The sequence below is a fragment of the Pseudomonas sp. 203-8 genome (genome assembly GCF_020708595.1).
Lineage (GTDB): Bacteria > Pseudomonadota > Gammaproteobacteria > Pseudomonadales > Pseudomonadaceae > Pseudomonas > Pseudomonas aeruginosa.
The window spans coordinates 18,975-40,778 of record NZ_JAJFDF010000011.1; the positions used below are offsets into that span (position 1 = coordinate 18,975).

Below are 21,804 nucleotides of genomic sequence, written 5' to 3' on the forward strand. Positions count from 1 at the left end.
CGCTGTTCTCCGTGGGAGGCTCGGGGTCGTCAGGAAGCGTTGCAGCCCTCCGGCGACATGCGTTTCGAGATAGGTTCGCCGGCATTCGCCAGCAGGCGCCGCTCCCAGGCCTGGTGCAGGCGCTCGATGCGGTGCAGGTCGAAGATCGCGCTGGCCCCGGTCCAGACGGCCAGCCAACCCTGCGGCTGGTCTTCCAGCCACAGCGTCAGGTCCAGGCGCGCGCCAGGCACCGGGATGAAGTCGGCTTCGACGCGCACCCCGGCATCCACCGCCGGGGCCGCCCGACCGTTGTGCGCGCCGCAGGCGATGCGGATCGGCAGGCCGCTGGCGCCGCGCTGGCGCAGGGCCTGGGTCACGCATTCGAGGGGCACGTCCTGGTGTTCGAGCAGTTCCAGCAGATCATGGCCGACCTGGCGCAGGCGCCACTCCACGGACTGCTCCGGACGCAGGCCGACCGCCAGCGGCAGGAGGTTGACGAAGCAGCCGACCAGCCCCTGCATTTCCAGGCGCGAACGCCCGGCCAGGGCCACGCCGACGAGCAGGTCGTCGACGCCCAGTTCGGCGCCGAGCACTTCGGCGAAGGCCTGTAGCGCAGCACTGAACGGGCTTACCGAGGTGCGTTCGGCCAGCGCCCGGCAGGCGGCATGGACGGCGGCGGAAACCGGCAGGGCGAGGCGTTGGCCGGCGCGCCCGCCGCTCTCCTCCGGGCGCGCCGGCGCGGCGCCGGGAGCCTTCGCCAGCGGCAACAAACGCTCAGCCCAGCGCTCGGCGACGCGGTCCAGGCGTCCCGAGGCCAACGCCGCGCGCTCGCGGGCGGCAACCTGTTCCGGCGTGCTGGCGAGCACGCCCAGGCGACCGCCATCGAGCAGCGTCTTCAGTTCCGCGGCAAAGACCGCCAGCGACACATCGTCGAAGGCGTAGTGATGGACGCTGAGCAGGAGGTCGGCGCGCGCGCTGTCGCGGGTGACGACCAGCAGCAGGCGTGCCGGCGCCTCGTGGGCGAGGTCGAAGACTCGCGCGCCCTCACGGCGCACGCCATCCTCCAGCAACCGCTCGGCGTGGACGGCGTCGCTCGCCAGCAGGCGTTGCAGGGGCACCGCATGCGCCGCCAGCGCATGCGGCTGCGGCCCGTCGACGCCCGTTTCGACACGCCGGCGCAGCGCCACATGCCGTTCCAGCAACTGGCGCAAGGCCTGTTCGATGGCGTCGGCCGTGGCGCCGACTATGCGCAGGTGGGCCAGCAGGTTGTAGGAGGTGTCCTCCGGCGCCAGTTGCTGGGCCACCCACAGGCGCCGTTCGGCGAGGCTCAGCCCGGCGGCGCCGGCGCTCGGCTCCGGCTCGTCGCCCTCGGGCGCGGCCTGGCGCAGCAGTTCCAGCAGGGCCTCGGGGGTCGCCGGGCCACCGGCGAACGCCTGCAACGGTACGCGTCGGGACAGTCGCTGGCGCAGCGTCGCGAGCAGGTGCACCGCCCGCAGGGAATCGCCGCCGGCGGCGTAGAAGCCCTGTCCGGCGCGCGGCGGCGCACCAAGCTGCGCCTGCCAGGCCTGGTGTAGCGCCTGCTCCAGCGGATCGCTGGGCAGCGCCTGGGGCTCGGCGCCGGTCGCCTGGGGACGCGGCAGGGCCTTGCGGTCGATCTTGCCGTTGAGCGTCTTGGGCAGCTCCGCCAGGACCACGAACGCCGACGGCAACATGTAGTGCGGCAGACTTTGCCCAAGGTGCTCGTTCAGCGCCTGGAGCGGCGGGGCGAACGGCGCCGCCAGGTAGCCGACCAGCCGACGCAGGCCGGCGCTGTCCTCGGTGAGCATGGCGCAGGCTTCGCTCACCCCGGGAAAACTCGCCAGGCACGAGGCGATCTCGCCCAGCTCGATGCGGAAGCCGTTGAACTTGACCTGGTCGTCGAGCCGGCCGAGGTGTTCCAGCACGCCGTCCTCGCGCATGCGTACGCGGTCGCCGGTGCGATAGCGGCGCTCGCCGCTGCCCGGATCGACGCGGAAACGCTCGGCGGTCTGCTCCGGCTTGCCGAAATAGCCACGCGCCAGGCCGATGCCGCCGAGGTACAGTTCCCCGGCCACGCCCAGCGGCAGCGGCGCCTCGAAGCCGTCGAGCACCTCCACCGTGGTGCCGGGCAGCGGTCGGCCGATGGGCGGCTCGTCGAGCGCTTCGGCGTGCAGGTCCAGTTCGTGCACCGTCGAATAGGTGGTGTCCTCGGTCGGCCCGTAGAGATTGACCAGGCGCCGTACCTGGGGTTGGCCACGAATCTGTCGCACCAGGTGGCCGCGCAGCGGTTCGCCGGCCAGGTTCAGCGTGCGCACCCCGCCCGGCAGGTCGCCGAGGGCGAGCAGCGCGGCGCACACCGAGGGCACGGTATTGAGCAGGCTGATCTCGTCGCGGCGCGGGTAGTCCGGCAGGCTGAACAGGTTTTCCACCAGGTGCAGCGTGCCGCCTTCGGCCAGGGTGCCGAACAGCTCGTAGACCGACAGGTCGAAGCACACCGAGGTCGCCGCCAGTACCCCGCTCCATTCTTCGGCGGCATAGTGCTGGCCGGCCCAGCGCAGGAAGGCATGGGCGCTGCCGTGCTCGATGGCGACGCCCTTGGGGCGTCCGGTGGATCCGGAGGTATAGATGATGTAGGCGAGGTGGTCGGCGCCGACCTCGCTCGCGGGCAGCGCCAGGTCGTTCGCCTGGTCGCCGCCCTCCTCCAGCGTCAGGCATGGCCGGCCCAGCGCGGCGACCCGCTCGCGGGTGCTCGCGTCGACCAGCACCAGCAGGCAGTCGGCGTCGTCGAGCATGTAGGCCACCCGCTCCTCCGGATAGGCCGGGTCCAGCGGGACGTAGCAACCGCCGGCGCGGAGCACGCCAAGCAGGCCGACCAGCAGGCCGCTGTCGCGCCGCAGGCAGACCCCGACCCGCTGCTCCGGAGCCACCCCGGCGGCGCGCAGGCGCACGGCGAGCGCGGCGCTTTCGCGCTCCAGCTCGGCATAGCTGAGGCTACGGTCGGCGGCGTGCACGGCGATGCGCTGCGGTGTGCGCCGCGCCTGGGCCTCGAACAGATGGTGGAGTACGCCGCGCGACGGGGCGGCCTGGGGCTCGCTGCGCAGGGCCTGCAAACGGCGCTCTTCGTCGGCGTCCAGCCAGGGCAGCCGGCCGACGCAGGCCTGGGCGTCGACCAGGCCGCGCGCCAGGCGCGCGAGATGGCCGGCGATACGCCGCAATTCGTCGTACTGGGGATCGCGCAGAGCCAGGCCGACGCTGCCGTCCGCCGCCAGCACCAGGGCCAGCCAGCCGGGGCTGCTCGCCGTCGGCCGCGCCGCCAGCACCTGGACCGCGCAGCGCCCGGCCAGGGCGGCGCGCTCCTGGCCGTCGGCGGATAGCTGCCGCCGGGCGTCATCGAGTTCTTCCGCCAGCCGCGCGCTACGTTCGGCGGACGACTCCATCGCCCGGTAGGAGGAACGCAGCAGCGCGGGCGCCTGCCGCCCGCGAACCGTGATCGGCTCGGGAAAGCCCAGGGTGATCTCTTCGTTGCCGTAGCGTCCCAGCAGTACCAGGAACGCCGCCAGCCAGTGCGCCGCCGGGAACGCTTCCGCGGCCGCCTCCGGCTCGAACCATTGCCAGGCGCAATGCGGGTCGCGCAAGGCGATTCGTCCCGGCAACTCCAGCCCCAGCGGGGCGCCTTGCAGGTAGCGCCGCTCCTGCGCAACCTCCGGGCGCGCTGCGCGTCCCGCGGTCAGCGCCTTGCCCGACGAAAAGCTGCGTAACGGTAAGCCATGTCGCTCCTGCATCGCTCTCCCCCTTCCGAGGCTGGGCACCGAGCGAAAAACTCTTCACGAAATGGCGACGAGTTACGAGCTAATACAATTGATAGGGTGGTGACAGGTCAGGCCGAATGGCTTTCCGCGAGGATCGGGTACAGCGACGCGACCAACAGCAGCGCCATCCCTACGTTGAACACCCTCAGCCAGCGCGGATCGCGCAGCACGTTGCGCAGCATGCTGCCGAAACCGGCCCAGATTCCGATGGTCGGCGCGTTGATCAGGGCAAATACCGTCGAGATCACCACCACGTTGGTGAAGTAGCCCTGCAACGGCGTATAGGTGCTTATGGCGCCGACCGCCATCACCCAGGCCTTCGGGTTGACCCACTGGAACGCCGCCGCGCCCCAGTAGCTCAACGGCTTGCCACGTCCCTCCGGGTCGTTGCCGGCCGGGCCGGACGTGGCGATCTTCCAGGCCAGGTACAGCAGGTACGCCGCGCCGACGTAGCGCAGGATGGTGTACAGCACCGGATAGGCCTCGAACACCGTGCCCAGGCCGAAGCCCACCGCCATCACCATGATGAAGAAGCCGCAACTGATCCCGAGGATGTGCGGGATGGAGCGGACGAAACCGAAGTTGACCCCCGAGGCCAGCAACATGGTGTTGTTCGGACCGGGCGTGACGGAGGTGACGAAGGCGAACAGGGAGAACGCCAGCAGCAGATCCACGGAGAGCGACATTCGTTCCATCCTTTGAAGTGGGTGCGGGCAAGACGTTACTCCGCTTTGCCGCCGCGCCAGCGCAACAGTTGCCGAGAAAGTTGCCGTAACACTCCACCCGTCCGCCGCCCTAGCGTTGCACTCCCCAGCGCTTCACCGTGAGGCGCTCGATGCTGCCGAACACCAGGTTCTCCACCAGCAGGCCGATCAGCACCACCACGGCCAGGCCGGCGAATACCTTGTCGGTGTACAGCTCGTTGCGGTTCTGGAAAATGTACCAGCCGAGCCCGCCCTTGCCGCTGCTCGCGCCGAACACCAGTTCCGCGGCGATCAGCGTGCGCCAGGCGAAGGCCCAGCCGATCTTCAGCCCGGCGAGAATCGACGGCAGCGCCGCCGGCACCAGGATCAGCAGGACGAAGCGCAGGCCACGCAGGCCGTAGTTGCGCCCTGCCATGCGCAGGGTCTCCGAGACACCGAGGAAACCGGCATAGGTGTTCAGCGCCAGCGCCCAGAGCACCGAATGCACCAGCACGAAGATCAGGCTGTTCTGGCCCAGGCCGAACCAGAGCAGCGCCAGCGGCAGCAGCGCGATCGCCGGCAGCGGGTTGAACATCGCCGTGAGGGTCCCGAGCAGGTCGCGGCCCAACTGCGTGGAGACCGCCAGGCTGGTCAGAACGAAGGCCAGGACGATCCCCAGCAGGTAGCCCTTGAACAGCACCAGCAGGGAGATCCCCGCCTTGGCCGGCAGTTCGCCGCTGGCCAGGCCCTCGCCGAGGGCCCTGGCCGTCTGCAGGAAGCCTGGCAGCAGCAGGTCGTTGCCCTGGACCCGCGCCGCCAGCTCCCAGGCCAGCGCCAGCAGCGCCAGGATCAGCCCCTTGCGCAGCCAGCCCTGTTGCCAGAGACGCTGGCTCAGGGGCAGGCGCCGCTCCAGGGAGACCTCCAGCAGGGGTTCGAGCTGGACTTCGTATTCTTCGCGAACGCGCGTGACTCGACTCATCGATCGATTCCTCTGCTCAATGGGCCAGCCGGATATCGGCGAAGTCGAGGGTCGCGGCCGCCGTCGGTTCGCCGCCCTCGTCGAACAGCAAGCGGTGGATGCGTCGCGCCGCGGCTTGCAGCGGCTCGCCGCCAAGGCTGTGCAGCCCGAACGGGTGGCCGTGCACTTCGGCCCGGACCCGCCCCGGGTGCGGCGAGAGCAGCAGGATGCGGTTGCCCACCACCAACGCCTCCTCGATGGAGTGGGTGACGAACAGCAGAGTGAAACGCACCTCTTCCCACAGGCGCAGCAGTTCCTCCTGCATCTTTCGCCGGGTCAGCGCGTCCAGCGCGGCGAACGGCTCGTCCATCAGCAGGATCTTCGGCTGCATCGCCAGCGCCCGGGCGATCGCCACCCGCGCCTTCATGCCCCCGGACAGCGTGTGCGGGTAGGCCTCGGCGAAGCCCGCCAGGCCGACCTTCTCGAGGCATTCGTCGGCGCGTCGCTCGGCCTCGTCGCGCGTCACCTGGCCGGACACCCGCAAGGGGAACAGCACGTTCTGCCGTACGGTCTTCCATGGCGGCAACTGGTCGAACTCCTGGAACACCACGATACGGTCGGGGCCGGGCGCCCTGACCGCCTGTCCCTGAAGGCGGATCTCGCCCTCGCTGGGCGTGATGAAGCCGGCCACCGCCTTGAGCAGGGTCGACTTGCCGCAACCGGACGGGCCGAGCAGGACGAAGCGATCGGCCGGGTCGACTTCGAAGCTGACCCGCTGGGTGGCCCGCACCACGCGCGAGCGGGTGCGGTATTCGAGGCTGACTCCGTCCACCGCCAGCAGGGCGTCGGCGGGGAGCGTGGAAGGTTGGCGGGAGGCGGCGTTCATCGGCGTCTCAACTCCCCTGCAACGGCGCGCCGTCCTGGAAGAAATAGTCCTGCCAGGAGGCCGGCTTGTTGCGGATCGCACCGACCCGGTAGAGAAACTCCGCCAGCGGATAGGTGTTCTTCGGCGTGACGCTGAACTCCACCTGCGGATTGGCGATGATCTTCAGCAGCGCGGCTCGGTCGATCTTCGCCCCGGTCACCCGGATATAGGTATCGGCGGCGGCCGCCTTGTCGTTCTGGGCGAAGGCCGCCGCTTCCTTCAGCGCCTCGACGAAGGCCCGGTAGGTCTTCGGGTTGTCCTGGCGGAACTTCTCCGTGGCGAACAGCACGGTCGGCGAATTCGGCCCCAGCAGCTCGTAGCTGTCGAGCACCACGTGGACCTTCGGGTTGGCCAGCGCCTGGTCCTGGAACGGCGGGTTGGAGAAATGCCCGGTCAGCTCGGTGCCGCCGGCCACCAGCGCGGCGGTGGCGTCCGGATGCGGCAGCGCCACGGTGTACTTGTCGAGGCGGTCGAACTGCTTGTCGCCCCACTGCTTCGCCGCGGCGTACTGGAGGAAGCGCGACTGCACCGAAACCCCCACCGCCGGCACGGCGATGCGATCCCCGGCGCCGAAGTCGGCGATGCTCCTGACCCGCGGGTCGTTGCTCAGCAGGTAGTAGGGGAAGTTGCCCAGCGAAGCCACCGCCTTGACGTTCTGGCGCCCGCGGGTACGGTCCCAGATGGTCAGCAGCGGACCGACACCGGCACCGGCGATATCGATCGCCCCGGACAGCAGCGCATCGTTGACCGCCGCGCCGCCGGACAGTTGGGTCCAGTCGACCTTGATTTGCAGGCCCTCGGCCTGGCCGTGCTTTTCGATCAGGTGCTGGTCGCGGACCACGTTGAGCAGCAGGTAGACGATGCCGAACTGCTCGGCGATGCGGATCTCGCCCTCGGCCTGCGCCGGCCGGCTGGCCAGCAGCGTGGTGGCGAGGCTCAGGCCCAGGCCGAGCGCGGCGACCAGGCGGGTGAAACGGGGAATGCGGTTCATGGAAACGCTCCTGGCGAAAAGGGGGAAGCGCGTGCCGTCGTCAGAACGGCGCGTCGCCCTGGATGGTGGTGCGGTAGAGCTTGCGCCGCAGGTGTGCCGGGCAACCGCCGGCGAGATGGATCAGCGAGCGGTTGTCCCAGAACACCAGGTCATGCGCCTGCCAGCGATGCCGGTAGATGTGCTCGGGGCGCACGCTGTGCGCATACAGCTCGGCGAGCAGTTGGGCGCTCTCGTCAGCCGGCAGGCCGACGATGCGGGTGGTGAAACCTTCGCTGACGAACAGCGCCTTGCGCCCACTTTCCGGGTGGGTGCGCACGATCGGATGGACCACTTCGCGCACCTCGGCGAGCTGGGCAGCGCTCAGGGTCGGCCGCCAGTTGCCCTCGAAGCGCGGTTCGCTGTAGCGGGCGGTATAGGAATGCGCCGCCGTGCGTCCCTCGATGGCCTTGCGCAGGGCTTCCGGCAGGCTGTCCCAGGCCTTGTGCATGTCGGCGAACAGAGTATCGCCGCCCTCCTCCGGCAGCTCCTGGGCATGCAGCATCGAACCGAGGCTCGGCAGCTCCTTATAGGAAAGGTCGGAGTGCCAGAACTTGCCGGCATCGCCGAGACCGACGGGCTGGCCGTTCTCGACGATGTTGGAAACGATGAGGATCTCCGGATGCCCTGGGAGCAGGAACTGCTTCAGCACATGGATCTGCAACTCACCGAAGCGCCGGCTGAAGGCGATCTGCTGCGCCGGGGTGATGCGCTGCTCGCGGAACACCAGCACATGGTGGTCCAGGTGCGCCCGGTGGATACGGCGGAAGTCCTCGGCGGCCAGGGGCAACCCGAGGTCGAGGCCGAGCACCTCGGCGCCGAACGCGGCATCGAGGGCACGGATCTGCAAGGGAACGTCGGCGCGCGCTGGCGCCGGAAGGGAAACGGACATCGCTGACTCCCACGCAAGCCCGGACACGCCGGGCACGAGATACCGCGCGAGGCGGCATGGATTCGGTGCGGCGCGCCGATTGGTCGGCAGGTACGCGAGAGCCTTTAATTTATTGGAATAAGAAAATTAATTTAAATACCTTTAAAGAATATAAATATGCTGCTCCGTACGGTTCGGCGTTCCTTGTAAGCACAAAAGTGAATTAATAAATAAAAACTTAGTATTTATGGCTCTAAGCGGCGAAGGGATAGTCTGGCTGCCATCGAACCCGCCGCCCGAGGAATGCCTCATGGACCGCACCGACAACGTCATCGATTTCGCCCGCTACCGCTCGCGCCGCCAGGCACGCCGCCTGGGCGAAATGATGTGGGCGGTGTACGCCTGGCGGGCCGGCTACGCCGTGCCGCAACCGCCAGCCAGGCACGACGAGCGCAGCCGCCGGGCCTGACCGATGAACCTGCCCGCCAGCGATGGCGTTGCCCACCTGGAACTGGCCGCCGGCGTGCATACCGAACCCGATGATCTGATTGGCCAGCGCGTCGCCCACAACCTGCTGCGCCTGCGCGGCAAGCGCAATCTCTCGCTGGACGCCCTGGCGCGGATTTCCGGTGTCAGCCGGGCGATGCTGGCGCAGATCGAGTCCGGGCGCAGCGTGCCGTCGATCAAGGTGCTGTGCAAGATCGCCCAGGGTCTCAAGGTGTCGGTGGCAGCCTTCCTCGACGATCGCGCCTTCGCCGGTGTCGCCGTGCTGCCGGCGCAACAGAGCAAGCGCCTGGTCAGCGCCGACGGCGCCTTCACCAGCCGCGCGCTGTTCCCCTTCGATGTGGCGCGCCAGGTGGAGTTCTACGAACTGCGCCTGCGCGGCCTCGGCCAGGAAGACGCCGAAGCCCACGCCCCCGGCACCCAGGAGAACCTGGTGGTGGCGCAGGGGGTACTGGAAGTGCGGGTCAACGAGGAGCGCTTCCTGCTCGCCACCGGCGACTCGATCCTGTTCTACGCCGACCAGCCGCACAGCTACCGCAACCCCGCCGATAGCGAAGCCCTGGCGTACCTGGTGATGACCTACCCGGAGCGCCTGTACTGACCCCCGGCCTTGCTGCCATGGACGAAGAAAGGCCCGCCCGGTCATCCCGGGCGGGCCTTTTCCATCCGGCGACGGATCAGCAGGTGCAGCACATCATCGGCATGCCGTTGCAACTCATCATCATCGGCATGCCGCACTCCATCATCTTCGCCATCAGCATGCAGCAGTTCTTGAACATCTCCATGTCCATGCCCTGCATCGGCATCATCCTGCAGTGCATGGCGTCGCCCTGCATGGAGCACTCCATCATGCACTTCATCGGAGCCATGCCCATCATCGGCATGCCCATCCCCATGCCCATCGTCGGCATCATCGCCATGCAGGCCTGGGACATGCCCATCATCGCCAGGTTGCCGCACTGCATCATCATGGGCATGCCGCAGTTCATCATCATCGCCATCATCTCGGCGCTGTTGCGGAACTGGCCCATGTCCATGCCCATCGCCGGCATCATCTTGCACAGCATGCCGTCGTCCATCGTTTCGCACTGCATGGTCGCCATCATCATCGGCATGCCCATCATGGGCATCATCGGCATGGCGGCATTCATGTTCATCGGCATCTGCATGGCATTCATCATGGCGGTAACTCCTGTAGGCGAAGCGGGGGTAGGTGCGAATGGGGCCGATTCTAGGCAGCGCCGACGCACCGGCAAGATGCCGGTGCAACAGCCGAGCCGGGCGCTGCATGGTGGCTAGCGGCGAGACAGCGAAGATGTTCGGCGCAATGACAGCGGATTCCGCTGCATGGCGGAGGAACGCATCGTCACAGCCGGTATTTCGACGCGATGGATATTCGAAACGGACCTATCCAAATAACCCAGGTGAATAAACGTTCTAAGACCCGCAGCCTTTTTCCCCTTGCCGGGCGCAGCCCCGTCTATTGCGCCGCTTTCCGGTGCTCGGACGATGCCCTGCGGAAGTCGCGCGGGCCGACGCGGAAAGCGTGCGCGGCATTGCCCCAGACCAGCACGGCGGCCAAGCCGATCAGCGGTAGCAGGGTCCAGGGCAGCATCTCGCTGCCCCAGCGCTGCAACACCATGCCACCCAACGCTCCGCCGCCGGCGATGGCCAGGTTCCAGGCCACCACGATCATCGACTGGGCCAGGTCGGCGCCCTCCCCGGCGGCGTCCGCCGAGGCGGTCTGCAGCAGCGTCGCCGCGCCACCGAACGTCAGCCCCCAGAGGGCCAGGCCGGCGAACGCCAGCCAGCTCCAGCGAGCGCCCAGGCACAGCGCCAGCGCCGCCACGGCGAACAGCGCCAGGCTGGCCAGGACCATCCGCCGCAGGTGCCGGTCGACCAGCACGCCGACCAGCCAGATTCCCGCCACCGCGGCGCTGCCGAATACCAGCAGGGCCAGGTCCACCGAGGCGCCCAGGCCGACCTTGGCGAGGAACGGCGCGATATAGGTGTAGAGGATGTTGTGCGCCAGCACCCAGGCGACGATCACCAGCAATACCGGACGCACGCCCGGCGTGCGCAGCACCCCGAGCAGGCGCAGGCGCCGCCCGGCCGGCTGGCCAGGGAAGTCCGGCACGCTGCGCAGCACCCAGCCGACCAGCAGCAGCGCGGTCAGCGACAACAGGCCGAAGGCCCAGCGCCAGCCGAGCAGGCCGCCCAGCCAGGTGCCCAGCGGAACGCCGAGCGACAGCGCCAGCGGCGCACCGAGCATGGCCACCGCCAGCGCCCGCCCCTGCTGCTCCGGCGGCACCAGGCGCCGCGCGTAGCCGGCCAGCAGGCCCCAGGCGAGGCCGGCGGCGACGCCGCTGCCGAAGCGCGCCAGCAGGGTCAGGCGGTAATCCGAGGAAACGGCGGTTAGGCTGTTGCAGACGAAGAAGATCAGCAGCGCCAGCAGCAGCACCCGGCGCCGCCGCCAGCCCTGGGTCAGGCTCGCCGCCGGCAGCGCGGCCAGTAGCGAACCCAAGGCGTAGACGCTGACCAGTTGCCCGGCCAGCGCCTCGCTGACCGCCAGCCCCGCGCCGATTTGCGGCAGCAGGCCGGCCGGCAGGGTTTCGCTGAGAATGGCGACGAAGCCGGACATCGCCATCGCCAGCAGCGCACTCAGCGGCAGCCGCGGCGCCACGGCCGACGCAGCGGCCCCGGCGTTCTCCGGAAATGCTTCGCGGCGTCCCATCAGCGCAGCTCCGCGGAACGGTAGACGGCGTCGCGCAGGTCGTTGACGAAGCGTCCCGACATGCCCTCGAACAGGGTGTTGGTAAGCGCCACCACCGACAGTTCGCGGGCCCGGTCGACGAACCAGGAATGCCCGTAGGCGCCGCCCCAGCGCCAGGTGCCGGGAGCCTCCGGCGATTGCGCGATAGCCGGGTCGCGCAGCACGGAGAAACCCAGGCCGAAGCCGAAACCGGGATTGGCCGGCAGTTCCAGGCCGGGTACCTGGTCGCGGCCCATCTCCTCCGCCAGGCCAGGCGTCAGCAACGGCGCGCCGCCCTGGCGAAGGATTTCCAAAAGGCGCAGCACGTCGCCGGCGCTGCCGATCATCCCCGCCCCGCCGGACGCATAGGCAGACGGTTCGAAAGCCCGACTCGGCTCGAAGCGAATGCCGACGCTGTCCTCGAACGGCGCCACGGTCTCCCGCCCGGCCATTCGGCGCGGGCGTGGCCGGTCGCTGACGTAGACCGCCGCCAGTCGGCACGCGTCGGCGCAGAGGAAGCCGCTGTCGCGCATGCCGGCTGGAATCCCGACCCGCTGCCGCAGCGCTTCCGCCAGCGGCCGCCCGTCGACCCGCTCCACCAGCGCGCCGAGCACGTCGGTGGCCAGCGAATAGCCCCAGGCGCGGCCGGGTTCGTAGAGCAAGGGCACGGAGGCCAGGCGACGGAGATTCTCGGCCAGGTCGAAACCCGGCAGGTCCATGCCATCGGAAATCCCGGCGCGGGCATAGGGGCCGTCTGCGTCGGCTTCGAGGAAGCGATAACCGAGGCCGGCGCTGTGGCTCAGCAACTGCCGCGGCGTAATGCGCGCCTCGCGGCCGTCGGCCAGGCGCGGACGGAACGCCGGCAACCAGTCGGCGATCGGCTCATCGAGGGCCAGCCGGCCCTCGTCCACCAGGCTCAGGGCGGCGACGCTGACGATCGGCTTGCTCACCGAGGCCAGGCGGAACAGGCTGTCCTCGCCCATTGTCCGGCCGGCCTCGCGGTCGGCCAGGCCGGCAGCCCGTCGATAGAGCCACTGCCCCCGGTGTGCCACCAGCACCACCGCCCCCACCAGGCGCTGGTCGGCGAATGCCGCCTCGATCACCTGATCGACATTTTCCGCCAGGCCGCAGCCTGGCTCTCGTTCGAAACTGGACATGCGGGACTCTCCGCAGATGAAGGATGCGGACAGGCTAAGAGCGCTGCAAAAGCGGAAAAAGACGGATAGAGTTCCGTTCTATCCGGACCATCATGTCCGTAATCGGAGCCTTGCATGGACAGCCTCAGCGGTTTCACCGTCTTCGTCCGCGTCGCCGAGACCCGCAGCATCGTCGGCGCCGCCCGGACCCTCGGCGTCAGCGCCTCGGCGGTGGGCAAGCGGGTCGCCCGCCTGGAAGAGAAACTCGGCGTGCGCCTGTTCCACCGCAGCACCCGCAGCATCACCCTGACCGCCGAAGGCAGCCTGTTCCTCGAGCGCAGCCGGCGCATCCTGGCCGAGATCGAAGCCACCGAGCTGGAGCTGTCGCAAAGCCGCGAGACCCCGCGCGGGCGCCTGCGGGTCAGCCTGCCGCTGGTCAGCGGGCTGGTCCTGCCGACGCTCGCCGATTTCATGCAGGCCTATCCGGACATCGAGCTAGACCTCGACTTCAGCGATCGCGTGGTGGATGTCGTCGACGAAGGCTTCGACGTGGTCCTGCGCACCGGCCAGCCGGTGGATTCGCGGCTGTCCATGCGCGAACTGGGTGAGTTCCAGCTGAAGCTGGTCGGCTCGCCGGCCTACTTCGCCCGCCACGGCACGCCGCGCTGCCCGGAAGACCTGCTGCGGCACACCTGCCTGCACTACCGCTTCCCCAATACCGGCCGCCTCGAGGAATGGCCGCTGCGCCGCGCGGACGGCGAAGCCCCGCCGCAGATCCCGGTGTCGATGGTCTGCAACAACATCGAGACCCGCGTCTGCTTCGCCCTGCGCGACCAGGGCATCGCCTGCCTGCCGGACTTCTCGATCCGCGAGGCGCTGCGCGAAGGGCGCCTGGTCAGCGTCCTCGACACCTTCTGCGAGCGCCGCGCGCGGTTCTTCCTGCTCTGGCCGTCCGGCCGCCAGGTCTCGCCCAAGCTGCGCGCCTTCATCGACTTCGTCGCGCCACGGGTGATCGCCACGCTGGGCTGAAGCGCGCCTGGCAGGGCCGGTCAAGCCGGCGGCAGACAGGAACAAGACCGCGGCGGCCACGGAGCGTCTAATAGGTACATCCACCCCTTGCCAGGCCGCATCCATGATCAACATCGAGACGCCGACCTACTACACGGCGACCAAGAAGTACGAATTGTCCTTCCCCTCCCTGGAAACCGACCTGGACGCCGACGTGGTGGTGATCGGCGGCGGCTTCTCCGGGATCAACACCGCGCTTGAGCTGGCCGAGCACGGCATCACCGACATCGTCGTGCTGGAGGCCCGCCACCTCGGCTTCGGCGGTACCGGGCGCAACGGCGGGCAGATCATGGCCGGCATCGGCCACGACCTGGAGAAGATCCGCAAGGACGTCGGCGAGGACGGCCTGCGGGCGATCTTCGAGATCAGCGACCTCGGCGCCGACATCATCAAGGGCCGTATCGAGAAGTACGCCATCGACGCCGACTTCTGCCACGGCTACGGCTACATGGGCTTCAACGCACGCCAGGCGAAGACCCTGCAGGCCTGGGAAAAGGAATTCCGGTCGCTCGGCTCGCCCCATGAGATCCGTTACCTGCACGGTGCCGAGGTGCGCCAGATCATCGGCTCGGACGCCTACGGCAGTGCCCTGCTGCACATGGGCGGCGGCCATGTGCACTCGCTCAACCTGCTGCTCGGCGAAGCCAAGGCACTGGCCGGCCTCGGCGCACGGATATTCGAATACAGCCCGGCGCTGGAGGTGCAATACGGCGAGCGCATCCGCGTGCGCACGGCCAAGGGCTCGGTCACCGCGAACAAGCTGCTCTGGGCCTGCGACAGCTTCCTCAACCGGCTCGAACCCGAGCTGCACCGCACCACCATCAATACCTACGCGTTCCAGATGATGACCGAGCCGCTACCGGACGAACTGATCCAGCGGATCAGCCCGATCCGCGGCGCCTACAGCGACATCCGCCCGGTCATCGACTACTACCGGGTGACCAACGAGAACCGCCTGCTGTTCGGCGCCGCCACGCCCTTCGTCGAACGCATTCCCGGCGACCTCAAGGCCTGGAACCGCAAGCTGATGCTGAAGATCTTCCCCTACCTGGAGCACGTCCGCATCGACCTCGCCTGGGGTGGGCCGATGGCTTGCAGCGCCAACCTGTTCCCGCAGATCGGCAGCCTCTCGGGGCGGCCCAACGCGTTCTTCGTCCAGGGTTATTCCGGGTTCGGCGTGACCCCCAGCCACATCGTCTGCAAGGTCCTCGCCGAAGGCATGAGCGAAGGCTCGGCGCGCTACGACCTGCTCAGCTCGGTGCGCCGCATCCCGATCCACGGCAAGGACCACTTCCGCCCGCTGCTGCTCAGCGCAGGCAAGACCTGGCACCAGCTCTCCGGCTACTGGAACGGCCGGCGCTGAAACCTACCGATCACTCTACAAGGAGCATTCCCATGGCCATTACCGTTATCCGCCACGGCATCACCCTCGATGAACTGGACGCCTGGGGCAGCGTCGCCGACCTCGGCTCGGAGATCCTCGAAGGCGAGGTGAAAGCCTTCGGCAAGATGACCGCAGGAGCCCCCACCGACCCGGTCAGCGCCGCCTACTTCGGCACTACCGCCGGCAAGTTCCGCATGACCTATCCGTTCAGCGAACAGGCCACGGTGGTCAGCGGCGAGGTCCGCCTCACCGACGAGTCCACCGGCCAGAGCACGCTCTACAAGGCCGGCGACAGCTGGTTCGTCAGCAAGGGCACCCCGGTGCTCTGGGAGGTTGCCGACGGCGGCTTCGTCAAGCATTACTACGCGGTGGCTTGAGACACCGAAGAGACTGTGGGGAGGTGACTGTTTTGACACATGCCAAAAGAGGGAGGGATAGGCCAGAGCCCCTATAGCACTAGGGCTCCAGCCGGACAGGCACTGTGGGACAGTTTGGAAAAAATCGATCAGGATTGAGCAAGGACTGCAAAATATTGATCGTTAATTGGCACGGAATGAGCGCTAAACCATCCATCGACCAAGCCAGACAACGCGGCCAATGATATCCAAGTCAGAAAGCTGGTCCTTGGGGACGACCATGTCCTTATACGCCTTGTTTTCGCTGATGATCGCGATAGAGCCATCGAACTGTCGTTGTAAGCGCTTGGCGTAGAGCTGATCCCCGACCCGAATCACATAGATCGCTTCATCCCGCACGGTTCTGAGGTCATGGTCGATAACAACGGCGTCGCCATCCGACAGGAGGGGCTCCATGGAGTCGCCCCCGACCCTTACTGCCGACATCCTGGTTGGCTCTAACCCCTTCTTACTCAAGCTGTAGCGCGTAAAGGCAAGCTGCGTAATAACGTGCGCGCCTTCGCTCCAGCTTCCATGTCCCGCGCTGACCCTTGCGTCATACAGGGGGACGTAGACGTATTGGTCCGACCCCGTAGCCTCCCGCTCTTCCGACTTCTGGCTGCCCTCGCCGGTCATAAGCCAGCCCAGGCTCACGCCTGCCGCCTTCGCCAAGGAAATTAGCACTCTCCGGGTGGGTTCCCCGCCTTTCAGGTACCTCTGCAACCCGCCTTGGGAGATTCCAGCATTCCTCGCTAAAGCACTTGCGCTCCCTGCTATAGCGACAATGGAGCGCAGCCTTTCGATGAAAGCAGCGTCATTTTCAGGTTCGGTTGCGGAACTTGAAAGGCTGGCGGTGCGCTCGCTACGCGTTTTCATGTAGACCTAACTATTTGATTTAATTGATATTAATTCTATAGAGATCGAAAACCGCATCCTATAGAACTTGAAAACCGCTATAGAGCTTGTTTTTCAACTTCTATAGCGCTATGTTTATGCCCTAAGTCACGTTAGACACCCCTAAAAAACCACCCGGCACGGTGGTTGAGATGGAACGTAGGCATGAACAGAACCGAAATCCCCCGCGACAACAACGTCCGCTGGGAGTGGATCAAATACCAGCTCCGCGCCAGGGGGTCGTCCCTGGCCGAGGTGGCCCGCTCCCTCGACGTCTCCAGCCCGGCAGTCAAAAACGCCAAGCTGAATCCCTACCCTCGGGTAGAGCGCGCCATCGCTGCTGTACTCGACCTCAGCCCCCTGGTGCTGTGGCCTGAGCGCTGGCTCGACGACGAGAATCCGAAGCGGCAACGGCCCAATCGTTCGGAAACCCTCAAGGCATATGACAGTGTCATATGCCGATCCGGGAAAAATAACAGATACGCTGACCAAGCGCAGCGTAAAGCCGACGCGGGGGCTTGAACATGGCCCGCCGCAAAGACGACCGCACCCTGGACATCTTCGATGTTCCGCAGCCAGCTCGCGCTATACCCGGTGAGTGCAACTACGCCGCCCAGGTCAGCGAGCTGGTCAGCGAAATACTGAAGGCCGCCAACCTCGACCGTTACGAGATTGCCGCCCGCATGTCGCGCCTCTCCGGCGATGACGTGAGCAAGAACATGCTCGACGCCTGGTCGAGTCCCGCCCGAGTTGATCACAACTTGCCTTTCTACCGCGCCGCCCTCCTGGAAGACGTCTGCGCGAGCCACCTGCTGACCAACTGGCTGGTCGATGTGCGGGGTGGCCGCGTGGCCTATGGCCGAGACGCACTGCTCGCCGAACTGGGCCGCCTGGAGCGGACCCGCGAGGAAGCGGGTCGGCAGGCGCGTGAGCTGAAACGAATCCTGGGGGAGCCGTGATGACAAACACCGACCTCAAACCGCTGCTCGACAACCTGCGGAACGCCACCGAGTTCTGGAACCTAGTCAAAGAGGCCAGCGCTACGGACGAAAGCACCGTTCACAACCGTTCCTTTCGGGACGCACTGGACTGGCTCGAATCGGCGGCCTTGGCCCTCGGTGACGCCCTGATCGCCCAGCGCAAAGCTGTCGGGGGCGACCATGAGTGAATGGTTCTCCGCACAGAAGCTGGCCGGCCTGCCCGGACTGCCTGGCACGGTTCAAGGCATCAATAGTCGCGCCACCCGTGACTCCTGGCAGCAAAGAAAGCACATGGGTAGAGGCGGTGGGCGTGAATACCACATTTCCAGCCTCCCCGAGGAAACCCGCGCCGCGCTGCTGAACGCCGCCCTGGGCGAGGTGGCCACCAAGGTGGTCCGCCAGGAGACTCAACTGGCCCTGGTCGAAAGCAACCGCCAGCAGCTGGTCGCCGATGCCCGCCAGGGGGTGCTGCACGCCCTGGACCTGATGATGGCCCGCACCGGCTACAGCCGGAAACGCTCCATCACCCTGATGCTGGACATGGCGCGCCTCGGCCAGGTCGAGCCGCAACTGCTCGCCATGCTCAAGATGGCCCGCGATCCTCGCGGCCGCCCGAGCGCGGATGGCCTGCCGAGCGTGCGCAGCCTGGAGCGCTTCCTGGACCAAGCCGAGCGTGGCGCCCTGGTGCCGAAGGTCCGCCGCCCGGACATGAGCGTTCCCGACTGGGCGCCGGCATTCATGACCATCTACCAGGGGCCGGAGAAGCGCAGCGCCCGCGCTGCCCATGCACTGCTGGAGAAGCACTGGCAGGGGCAAATGCCCAGCCTGGACCAGGTCTATGCGTTCCTGCGCAAGGTGGGCAACGTCAGCCGCGAGGTCGGGCGTATGGGTGAGCATGAAATCAAGGCACTGCGCCCGTTCATTCGCCGCGACTTCACCAAGCTACTCCCGACCGACGTCTATTCCTGCGACGGCCACACGTTCGACGCCGAGGTCCAGCACCCGATGCACGGCCGGCCCTTCCGGCCGGAAATCACCACCATCATCGACATCCGTACCCGTCGAATTCCGGGATGGTCCACCGGCCTGGCCGAGTCGGCCCTGGTGGTGGTCGATGCCCTGCGCGACGCCTGCACCAAGGGCGGCATTCCGGCCATCTTCTACGTGGACAACGGCTCAGGCTACGTAAACCACATGATGCGCGACGAGGCGGTCGGCCTTATGGGCCGCCTGGGCATCGACATGAAAAACAGCCTGCCCTACAACAGCCAGGCGCGGGGCGTGATTGAGCGCGTCCACCAGAGCCTGTGGATTCGGGCCGCCAAGGAACTGCCCGGCTACATCGGCGCCGACATGGACCGCCAGGCCAAGCTGGCCACCTTCAAGCTGACTCGCCGGGCCATTGCCAAGGGCGGCACCATGCCGCTGATGTCTTGGGAATCTTTTGTCGCGTTCTGCGAACAGCAGATTGCCGAGTACAACGACCGGCCGCACAGCAGCTTGCCGCGCATCGTTGACCCGAACACCGGTCGTCGCCGGCACATGACCCCCAACGAAGCGTGGGCGCTCCACGAAGCCGATGGCTTCAGCCCGATGCGGGTCACCGACGACGAGGCCCGGCCGCTGTTCCGACCCCAGGTGCTGCGCACCGTCCGCCGCTGCGAACTGGAGTTCATCGGCAACCGCTACTTCGCCCGCGAGCTGGAGGAATTCCACGGCGACCAGGTGGCCGTGGGCTACGACATCCACGACGCCAGCCGGGTGTGGGTCTACGACGGCGAGGGCCGCTTCCTCTGCACAGCAGAGCTGAACGGCAACAGCCGCGACTACATGCCGGCTTCGTATGTCGAGCGCGCCCGCGAGAAACGCGCAGAGGCCCGCGAGAAGCGCGCCCTGGCTCACCTCGACGAGATTCGCGCCGAGCGTGACGGCGGGTATGCCCTGGAAATGGATACGCCGCTGTCCATCCCCGGCCTCGGCACGATCACTCCCGAGCAACTCCGGTCGCGCAGCGCCGCGACCCTCGAAATGCAGGCCGAGCGGATCGACGAACCGCGCCCGGCCGCAGCCGCCACCCAAGCCACCACCGCCCAGGTCTTCACCCTGCCGACCGCTCCCGCCCAGCGCTACCGGCAGTGGTGCGAGCTGGCCGAGCGGCAGCGCTCCGGCCTGCCCATCGAGCCGGACGCCGCCCAGTGGTTCGAGGTTTACCCCAAATCCAAAGAATTCGCCGCCCAGCAGCGGCAAGCATGAAAGGAGCTGTATTCATGACCACCCCGAAAACCACCCAACTGGCCAATGGCATGGCCGACATCGCCAACATCGCCCTTTGCGATATCGCCCTGGAGAAAGCGCTGTCGCGTACCTCCACGTTGCCCGGCCTGGTCTGCTTCTACGGCCCGTCCGGCTTCGGCAAATCCGTTTCGGCCGCCTGGGTCGCCAATCGCCGCCGCGCCTACTACGTCCAGGCCAAAAGCGTCTGGACCCGCAAGCACACGCTGAAGTCGATCCTGGGTGAAATGGGCATCAAGCCGGCCGGGACCATCCCGGAAATGGCCGACCAGATCGCCGAGGAACTGGCCGCCAGCGGCCGCCCGCTGATCATCGACGAAATGGACCACCTGGTCGCCGCTGGCCAGGTCGAGCTGATTCGCGACCTGTACGAGTCCAGCCAAGCCTCCATCTTGCTGATCGGCGAGGAAATGCTGCCGACCAAGCTCAAGAAGTTCGAACGCTTCCATGGCCGCGTTCTGAGCTGGGTTCCGGCCCAGCCAGTGTCCCTGGAGGACGCCCGCAACCTGGCGCCGGTCTACAGCCCCGGAGTGGCTATCGCTGACGATCTGCTCGCGCACCTGGTGAAGAAGTCCCTGGGCTCTGTCCGTCGCGTCGCGGTGAACCTGGAGCAGTTGGCCGAGGCCGCCACCGTTCAGGGCCGGCGCGAGCTGGAACTGGCCGACCTCCAGCGCCTGAACCTGGAGCTGTACACCGGTGCGGCCCCGAGCCCGAGGACTTCGAAGTGAGCCTCGGCAAGAACCCGGCTCACCTCTGCATGGTCGGGGGCAAGAGCCCCCGCCAGCAGATGTGGGAAGTCATCCGGGCCAACCGCGAAGAGTTCACCGTCTACCGCGTGGCGCGCCGCTCCAACCAGCACGACAAGACCGTCGAGAAGTATGTCGCCTGCCTGCGCCTGGGCGGCTACGTCGAGGCGATCCGCGGATTCAAGCGCGGCGAAGAGGTCGTTTTCCGGTTGATCCGCGACAACGGCGTCGAGGCACCGAACCTGAATGCCGATGGCAAGCCATCCCAGCAGGGTTACACCACCGAGGCGGTCTGGCGGACGTTGCGAATCCTCGGCCCATCGACCCCGGAACAGATCGCCGCATCGGTGGCGGCCTCGGGCACGCCCGTGTCGCCCAGCACCGTTCAGCGCTACTTCATCGACCTCCAAAACGCCGGATACCTGACCCGCAACGGCCGCCACTACGCCCTCAAGCCGGGCCGCTACACCGGTCCACGGCCGCCCATCGTCCAGCGCGAGACGCGCCGCCAGGTCTACGACCCGAACCTGGACCAGGTCATGTGGAGTTCGCACGGCGAGTACCAGCACAACCGGAGTCGTTCGCGGGGAGCTGCCCAGGCTGGCGTGGCGGATACCGAAGAGAACAACGAATCAGGCGGCTGAGGCCCTGATGAAGACGGTGCCGAGGGGTGGCCGCCCCTCGACACCTACCACCACCCGGAAGGAGAGGAGCCATGCAAATGCATGCACAGCAAGGCGGTAGCGCCGCGAAGGCTAGCACAAGCCACTTTCGCGGCACTATGAACATTGAGGAGTACATCCGCGACATGGCGAGCCGTGGGTTCAGTCGTCGGGCCGTGAGTAAGGCCCTGGGTATGCAGTCGCGGAAGTTCAAGGAACTCCTGGAACTCCTGCCAGACATGGACTGGGTGCCTCCTTGTCAGTCGTGGGACCGCCTGCGCGCTGACCAGGAGAAGAAGGGACGCAAGTGTCCGATGACAGAGGGGCGTCTGCGCTCGATTGTCGCGGCGAGGCGCGCCGCGATGGCAAAACACACCCGCTACACCGCGTTTGGTGTAACAGCCACCTTGCCGGAGCTGGTGAGCCAGTTCGGCCAGGTCACCGCCGCCTGCGTGCGCATGCGGTTGGCCAAGGGAATGCCTCTGGAGCAGGCCCTTGCCTCCGTGCGCAGCGATCCTTGTGGAAGGAAGGTCGCTGACAGCCATCCCTGGAAACAGGAGGCGCACCAGGGGGCTATCAATCACCTTGAGCGTCAAACCGCTGCAATGCAGGAGCGCGTTCAGGGGAAGCGCCTGGACCGAGCGGCCTCACTGCTGAGCCAGGAGGTGCCGCCATGCGCCGAGCACTGATGCCCATCGGCATCGTCCTGGTCCTCGGCCTG

Annotated in this window: 22 protein-coding genes; 12 read left to right on the forward strand and 10 right to left on the reverse strand. The window is 67.2% G+C overall.

Going from position 1 to position 21,804, the window contains the following annotated elements; genetic code table 11:
* Positions 1-29: 29 nt before the first annotated feature.
* From LJF27_RS24610 to LJF27_RS24635, 6 genes are all read right to left on the reverse strand, one after another.
* Positions 30-3,779 (reverse strand): non-ribosomal peptide synthetase, encoded by a 3,750-nt coding sequence (locus LJF27_RS24610; RefSeq protein WP_023116869.1) that lies wholly within the window; start codon positions 3,777-3,779, stop codon positions 30-32.
* 95 nt (positions 3,780-3,874) lie between these two features.
* Positions 3,875-4,492, reverse strand: a complete 618-nt coding sequence (locus tag LJF27_RS24615) for a LysE family translocator (protein ID WP_003113093.1) — start codon at positions 4,490-4,492, stop codon at positions 3,875-3,877.
* A 109-nt stretch (positions 4,493-4,601) separates the two neighbouring features.
* A complete protein-coding gene (locus LJF27_RS24620) occupies positions 4,602-5,468 on the reverse strand; it encodes an ABC transporter permease (RefSeq protein ID WP_003117834.1) in 867 nt (288 codons plus the stop codon).
* A gap of 16 nt (positions 5,469-5,484) precedes the next feature.
* Positions 5,485-6,333, reverse strand: a complete 849-nt coding sequence (locus tag LJF27_RS24625) for an ABC transporter ATP-binding protein (RefSeq protein WP_003113091.1) — start codon at positions 6,331-6,333, stop codon at positions 5,485-5,487.
* 7 nt (positions 6,334-6,340) lie between these two features.
* Positions 6,341-7,363, reverse strand: coding sequence for an ABC transporter substrate-binding protein (locus LJF27_RS24630; protein WP_023116870.1), 1,023 nt, complete (start codon positions 7,361-7,363; stop codon positions 6,341-6,343).
* A gap of 40 nt (positions 7,364-7,403) precedes the next feature.
* Positions 7,404-8,291, reverse strand: a complete 888-nt coding sequence (locus LJF27_RS24635) for a TauD/TfdA dioxygenase family protein (RefSeq protein ID WP_003144063.1) — start codon at positions 8,289-8,291, stop codon at positions 7,404-7,406.
* 289 nt (positions 8,292-8,580) lie between these two features.
* Between LJF27_RS24635 and LJF27_RS24640 the strand changes: the two genes are divergently transcribed.
* Together LJF27_RS24640 and LJF27_RS24645 are read left to right on the forward strand one after the other, a co-directional pair.
* Complete coding sequence (locus tag LJF27_RS24640) at positions 8,581-8,739, forward strand: hypothetical protein (RefSeq protein WP_003089396.1); 159 nt, start codon at positions 8,581-8,583, stop codon at positions 8,737-8,739.
* Positions 8,740-8,793: 54 nt separating this feature from the next.
* Positions 8,794-9,375, forward strand: coding sequence for a helix-turn-helix domain-containing protein (locus tag LJF27_RS24645; RefSeq protein ID WP_078465427.1), 582 nt, complete (start codon positions 8,794-8,796; stop codon positions 9,373-9,375).
* A 76-nt stretch (positions 9,376-9,451) separates the two neighbouring features.
* Here LJF27_RS24645 and LJF27_RS24650 read toward each other — a convergent pair whose 3' ends face one another.
* From LJF27_RS24650 to LJF27_RS24660, 3 genes are all read right to left on the reverse strand, one after another.
* Positions 9,452-9,955: a hypothetical protein gene (locus LJF27_RS24650; RefSeq protein WP_003113089.1), complete on the reverse strand. Its 504-nt coding sequence runs from the start codon at positions 9,953-9,955 to the stop codon at positions 9,452-9,454.
* A 299-nt stretch (positions 9,956-10,254) separates the two neighbouring features.
* Positions 10,255-11,508 (reverse strand): MFS transporter, encoded by a 1,254-nt coding sequence (locus LJF27_RS24655; protein ID WP_003124611.1) that lies wholly within the window; start codon positions 11,506-11,508, stop codon positions 10,255-10,257.
* Positions 11,508-12,683, reverse strand: coding sequence for a serine hydrolase domain-containing protein (locus tag LJF27_RS24660; RefSeq protein WP_023116873.1), 1,176 nt, complete (start codon positions 12,681-12,683; stop codon positions 11,508-11,510). Before LJF27_RS24660 ends, LJF27_RS24655 begins: the two co-directional genes overlap by 1 nt.
* A gap of 114 nt (positions 12,684-12,797) precedes the next feature.
* On the opposite strand from LJF27_RS24660, the gene LJF27_RS24665 reads away from it, so the two are divergent.
* The 3 genes from LJF27_RS24665 to LJF27_RS24675 all read left to right on the forward strand — a co-directional run bounded on the left by LJF27_RS24665 (position 12,798) and on the right by LJF27_RS24675 (position 15,491).
* Positions 12,798-13,691: a LysR family transcriptional regulator gene (locus LJF27_RS24665; RefSeq protein ID WP_003117841.1), complete on the forward strand. Its 894-nt coding sequence runs from the start codon at positions 12,798-12,800 to the stop codon at positions 13,689-13,691.
* A 103-nt stretch (positions 13,692-13,794) separates the two neighbouring features.
* Entirely contained in the window at positions 13,795-15,093 is a 1,299-nt protein-coding gene (locus LJF27_RS24670; protein ID WP_003089406.1) for an NAD(P)/FAD-dependent oxidoreductase, read from the forward strand.
* A 32-nt stretch (positions 15,094-15,125) separates the two neighbouring features.
* Positions 15,126-15,491, forward strand: a complete 366-nt coding sequence (locus LJF27_RS24675) for a cupin domain-containing protein (RefSeq protein ID WP_003089408.1) — start codon at positions 15,126-15,128, stop codon at positions 15,489-15,491.
* A gap of 183 nt (positions 15,492-15,674) precedes the next feature.
* Here LJF27_RS24675 and LJF27_RS24680 read toward each other — a convergent pair whose 3' ends face one another.
* Positions 15,675-16,385 carry an XRE family transcriptional regulator gene (locus LJF27_RS24680; RefSeq protein WP_223193921.1) on the reverse strand — a complete coding sequence of 237 codons (711 nt, stop codon included), beginning with the start codon at positions 16,383-16,385 and terminating at the stop codon, positions 15,675-15,677.
* Between the two features lie 183 nt (positions 16,386-16,568).
* On the opposite strand from LJF27_RS24680, the gene LJF27_RS24685 reads away from it, so the two are divergent.
* From LJF27_RS24685 to LJF27_RS24715, 7 genes are all read left to right on the forward strand, one after another.
* Entirely contained in the window at positions 16,569-16,925 is a 357-nt protein-coding gene (locus LJF27_RS24685; protein WP_015649676.1) for a helix-turn-helix domain-containing protein, read from the forward strand.
* A 2-nt stretch (positions 16,926-16,927) separates the two neighbouring features.
* Complete coding sequence (locus LJF27_RS24690) at positions 16,928-17,362, forward strand: hypothetical protein (protein WP_015649675.1); 435 nt, start codon at positions 16,928-16,930, stop codon at positions 17,360-17,362.
* Positions 17,362-17,571 carry a hypothetical protein gene (locus tag LJF27_RS24695; RefSeq protein ID WP_033972341.1) on the forward strand — a complete coding sequence of 70 codons (210 nt, stop codon included), beginning with the start codon at positions 17,362-17,364 and terminating at the stop codon, positions 17,569-17,571. Before LJF27_RS24690 ends, LJF27_RS24695 begins: the two co-directional genes overlap by 1 nt.
* Positions 17,564-19,636, forward strand: coding sequence for a DNA-binding protein (locus LJF27_RS24700; protein WP_124097317.1), 2,073 nt, complete (start codon positions 17,564-17,566; stop codon positions 19,634-19,636). Before LJF27_RS24695 ends, LJF27_RS24700 begins: the two co-directional genes overlap by 8 nt.
* A 14-nt stretch (positions 19,637-19,650) precedes the next feature.
* Positions 19,651-20,403 carry an AAA family ATPase gene (locus LJF27_RS24705; RefSeq protein WP_023102198.1) on the forward strand — a complete coding sequence of 251 codons (753 nt, stop codon included), beginning with the start codon at positions 19,651-19,653 and terminating at the stop codon, positions 20,401-20,403.
* A complete protein-coding gene (locus LJF27_RS24710; RefSeq protein WP_034065211.1) occupies positions 20,400-21,065 on the forward strand; it encodes a hypothetical protein in 666 nt (221 codons plus the stop codon). Before LJF27_RS24705 ends, LJF27_RS24710 begins: the two co-directional genes overlap by 4 nt.
* 71 nt (positions 21,066-21,136) lie before the next feature.
* Positions 21,137-21,772: a hypothetical protein gene (locus LJF27_RS24715; RefSeq protein ID WP_124097318.1), complete on the forward strand. Its 636-nt coding sequence runs from the start codon at positions 21,137-21,139 to the stop codon at positions 21,770-21,772.
* Positions 21,773-21,804 lie beyond the last annotated feature (32 nt).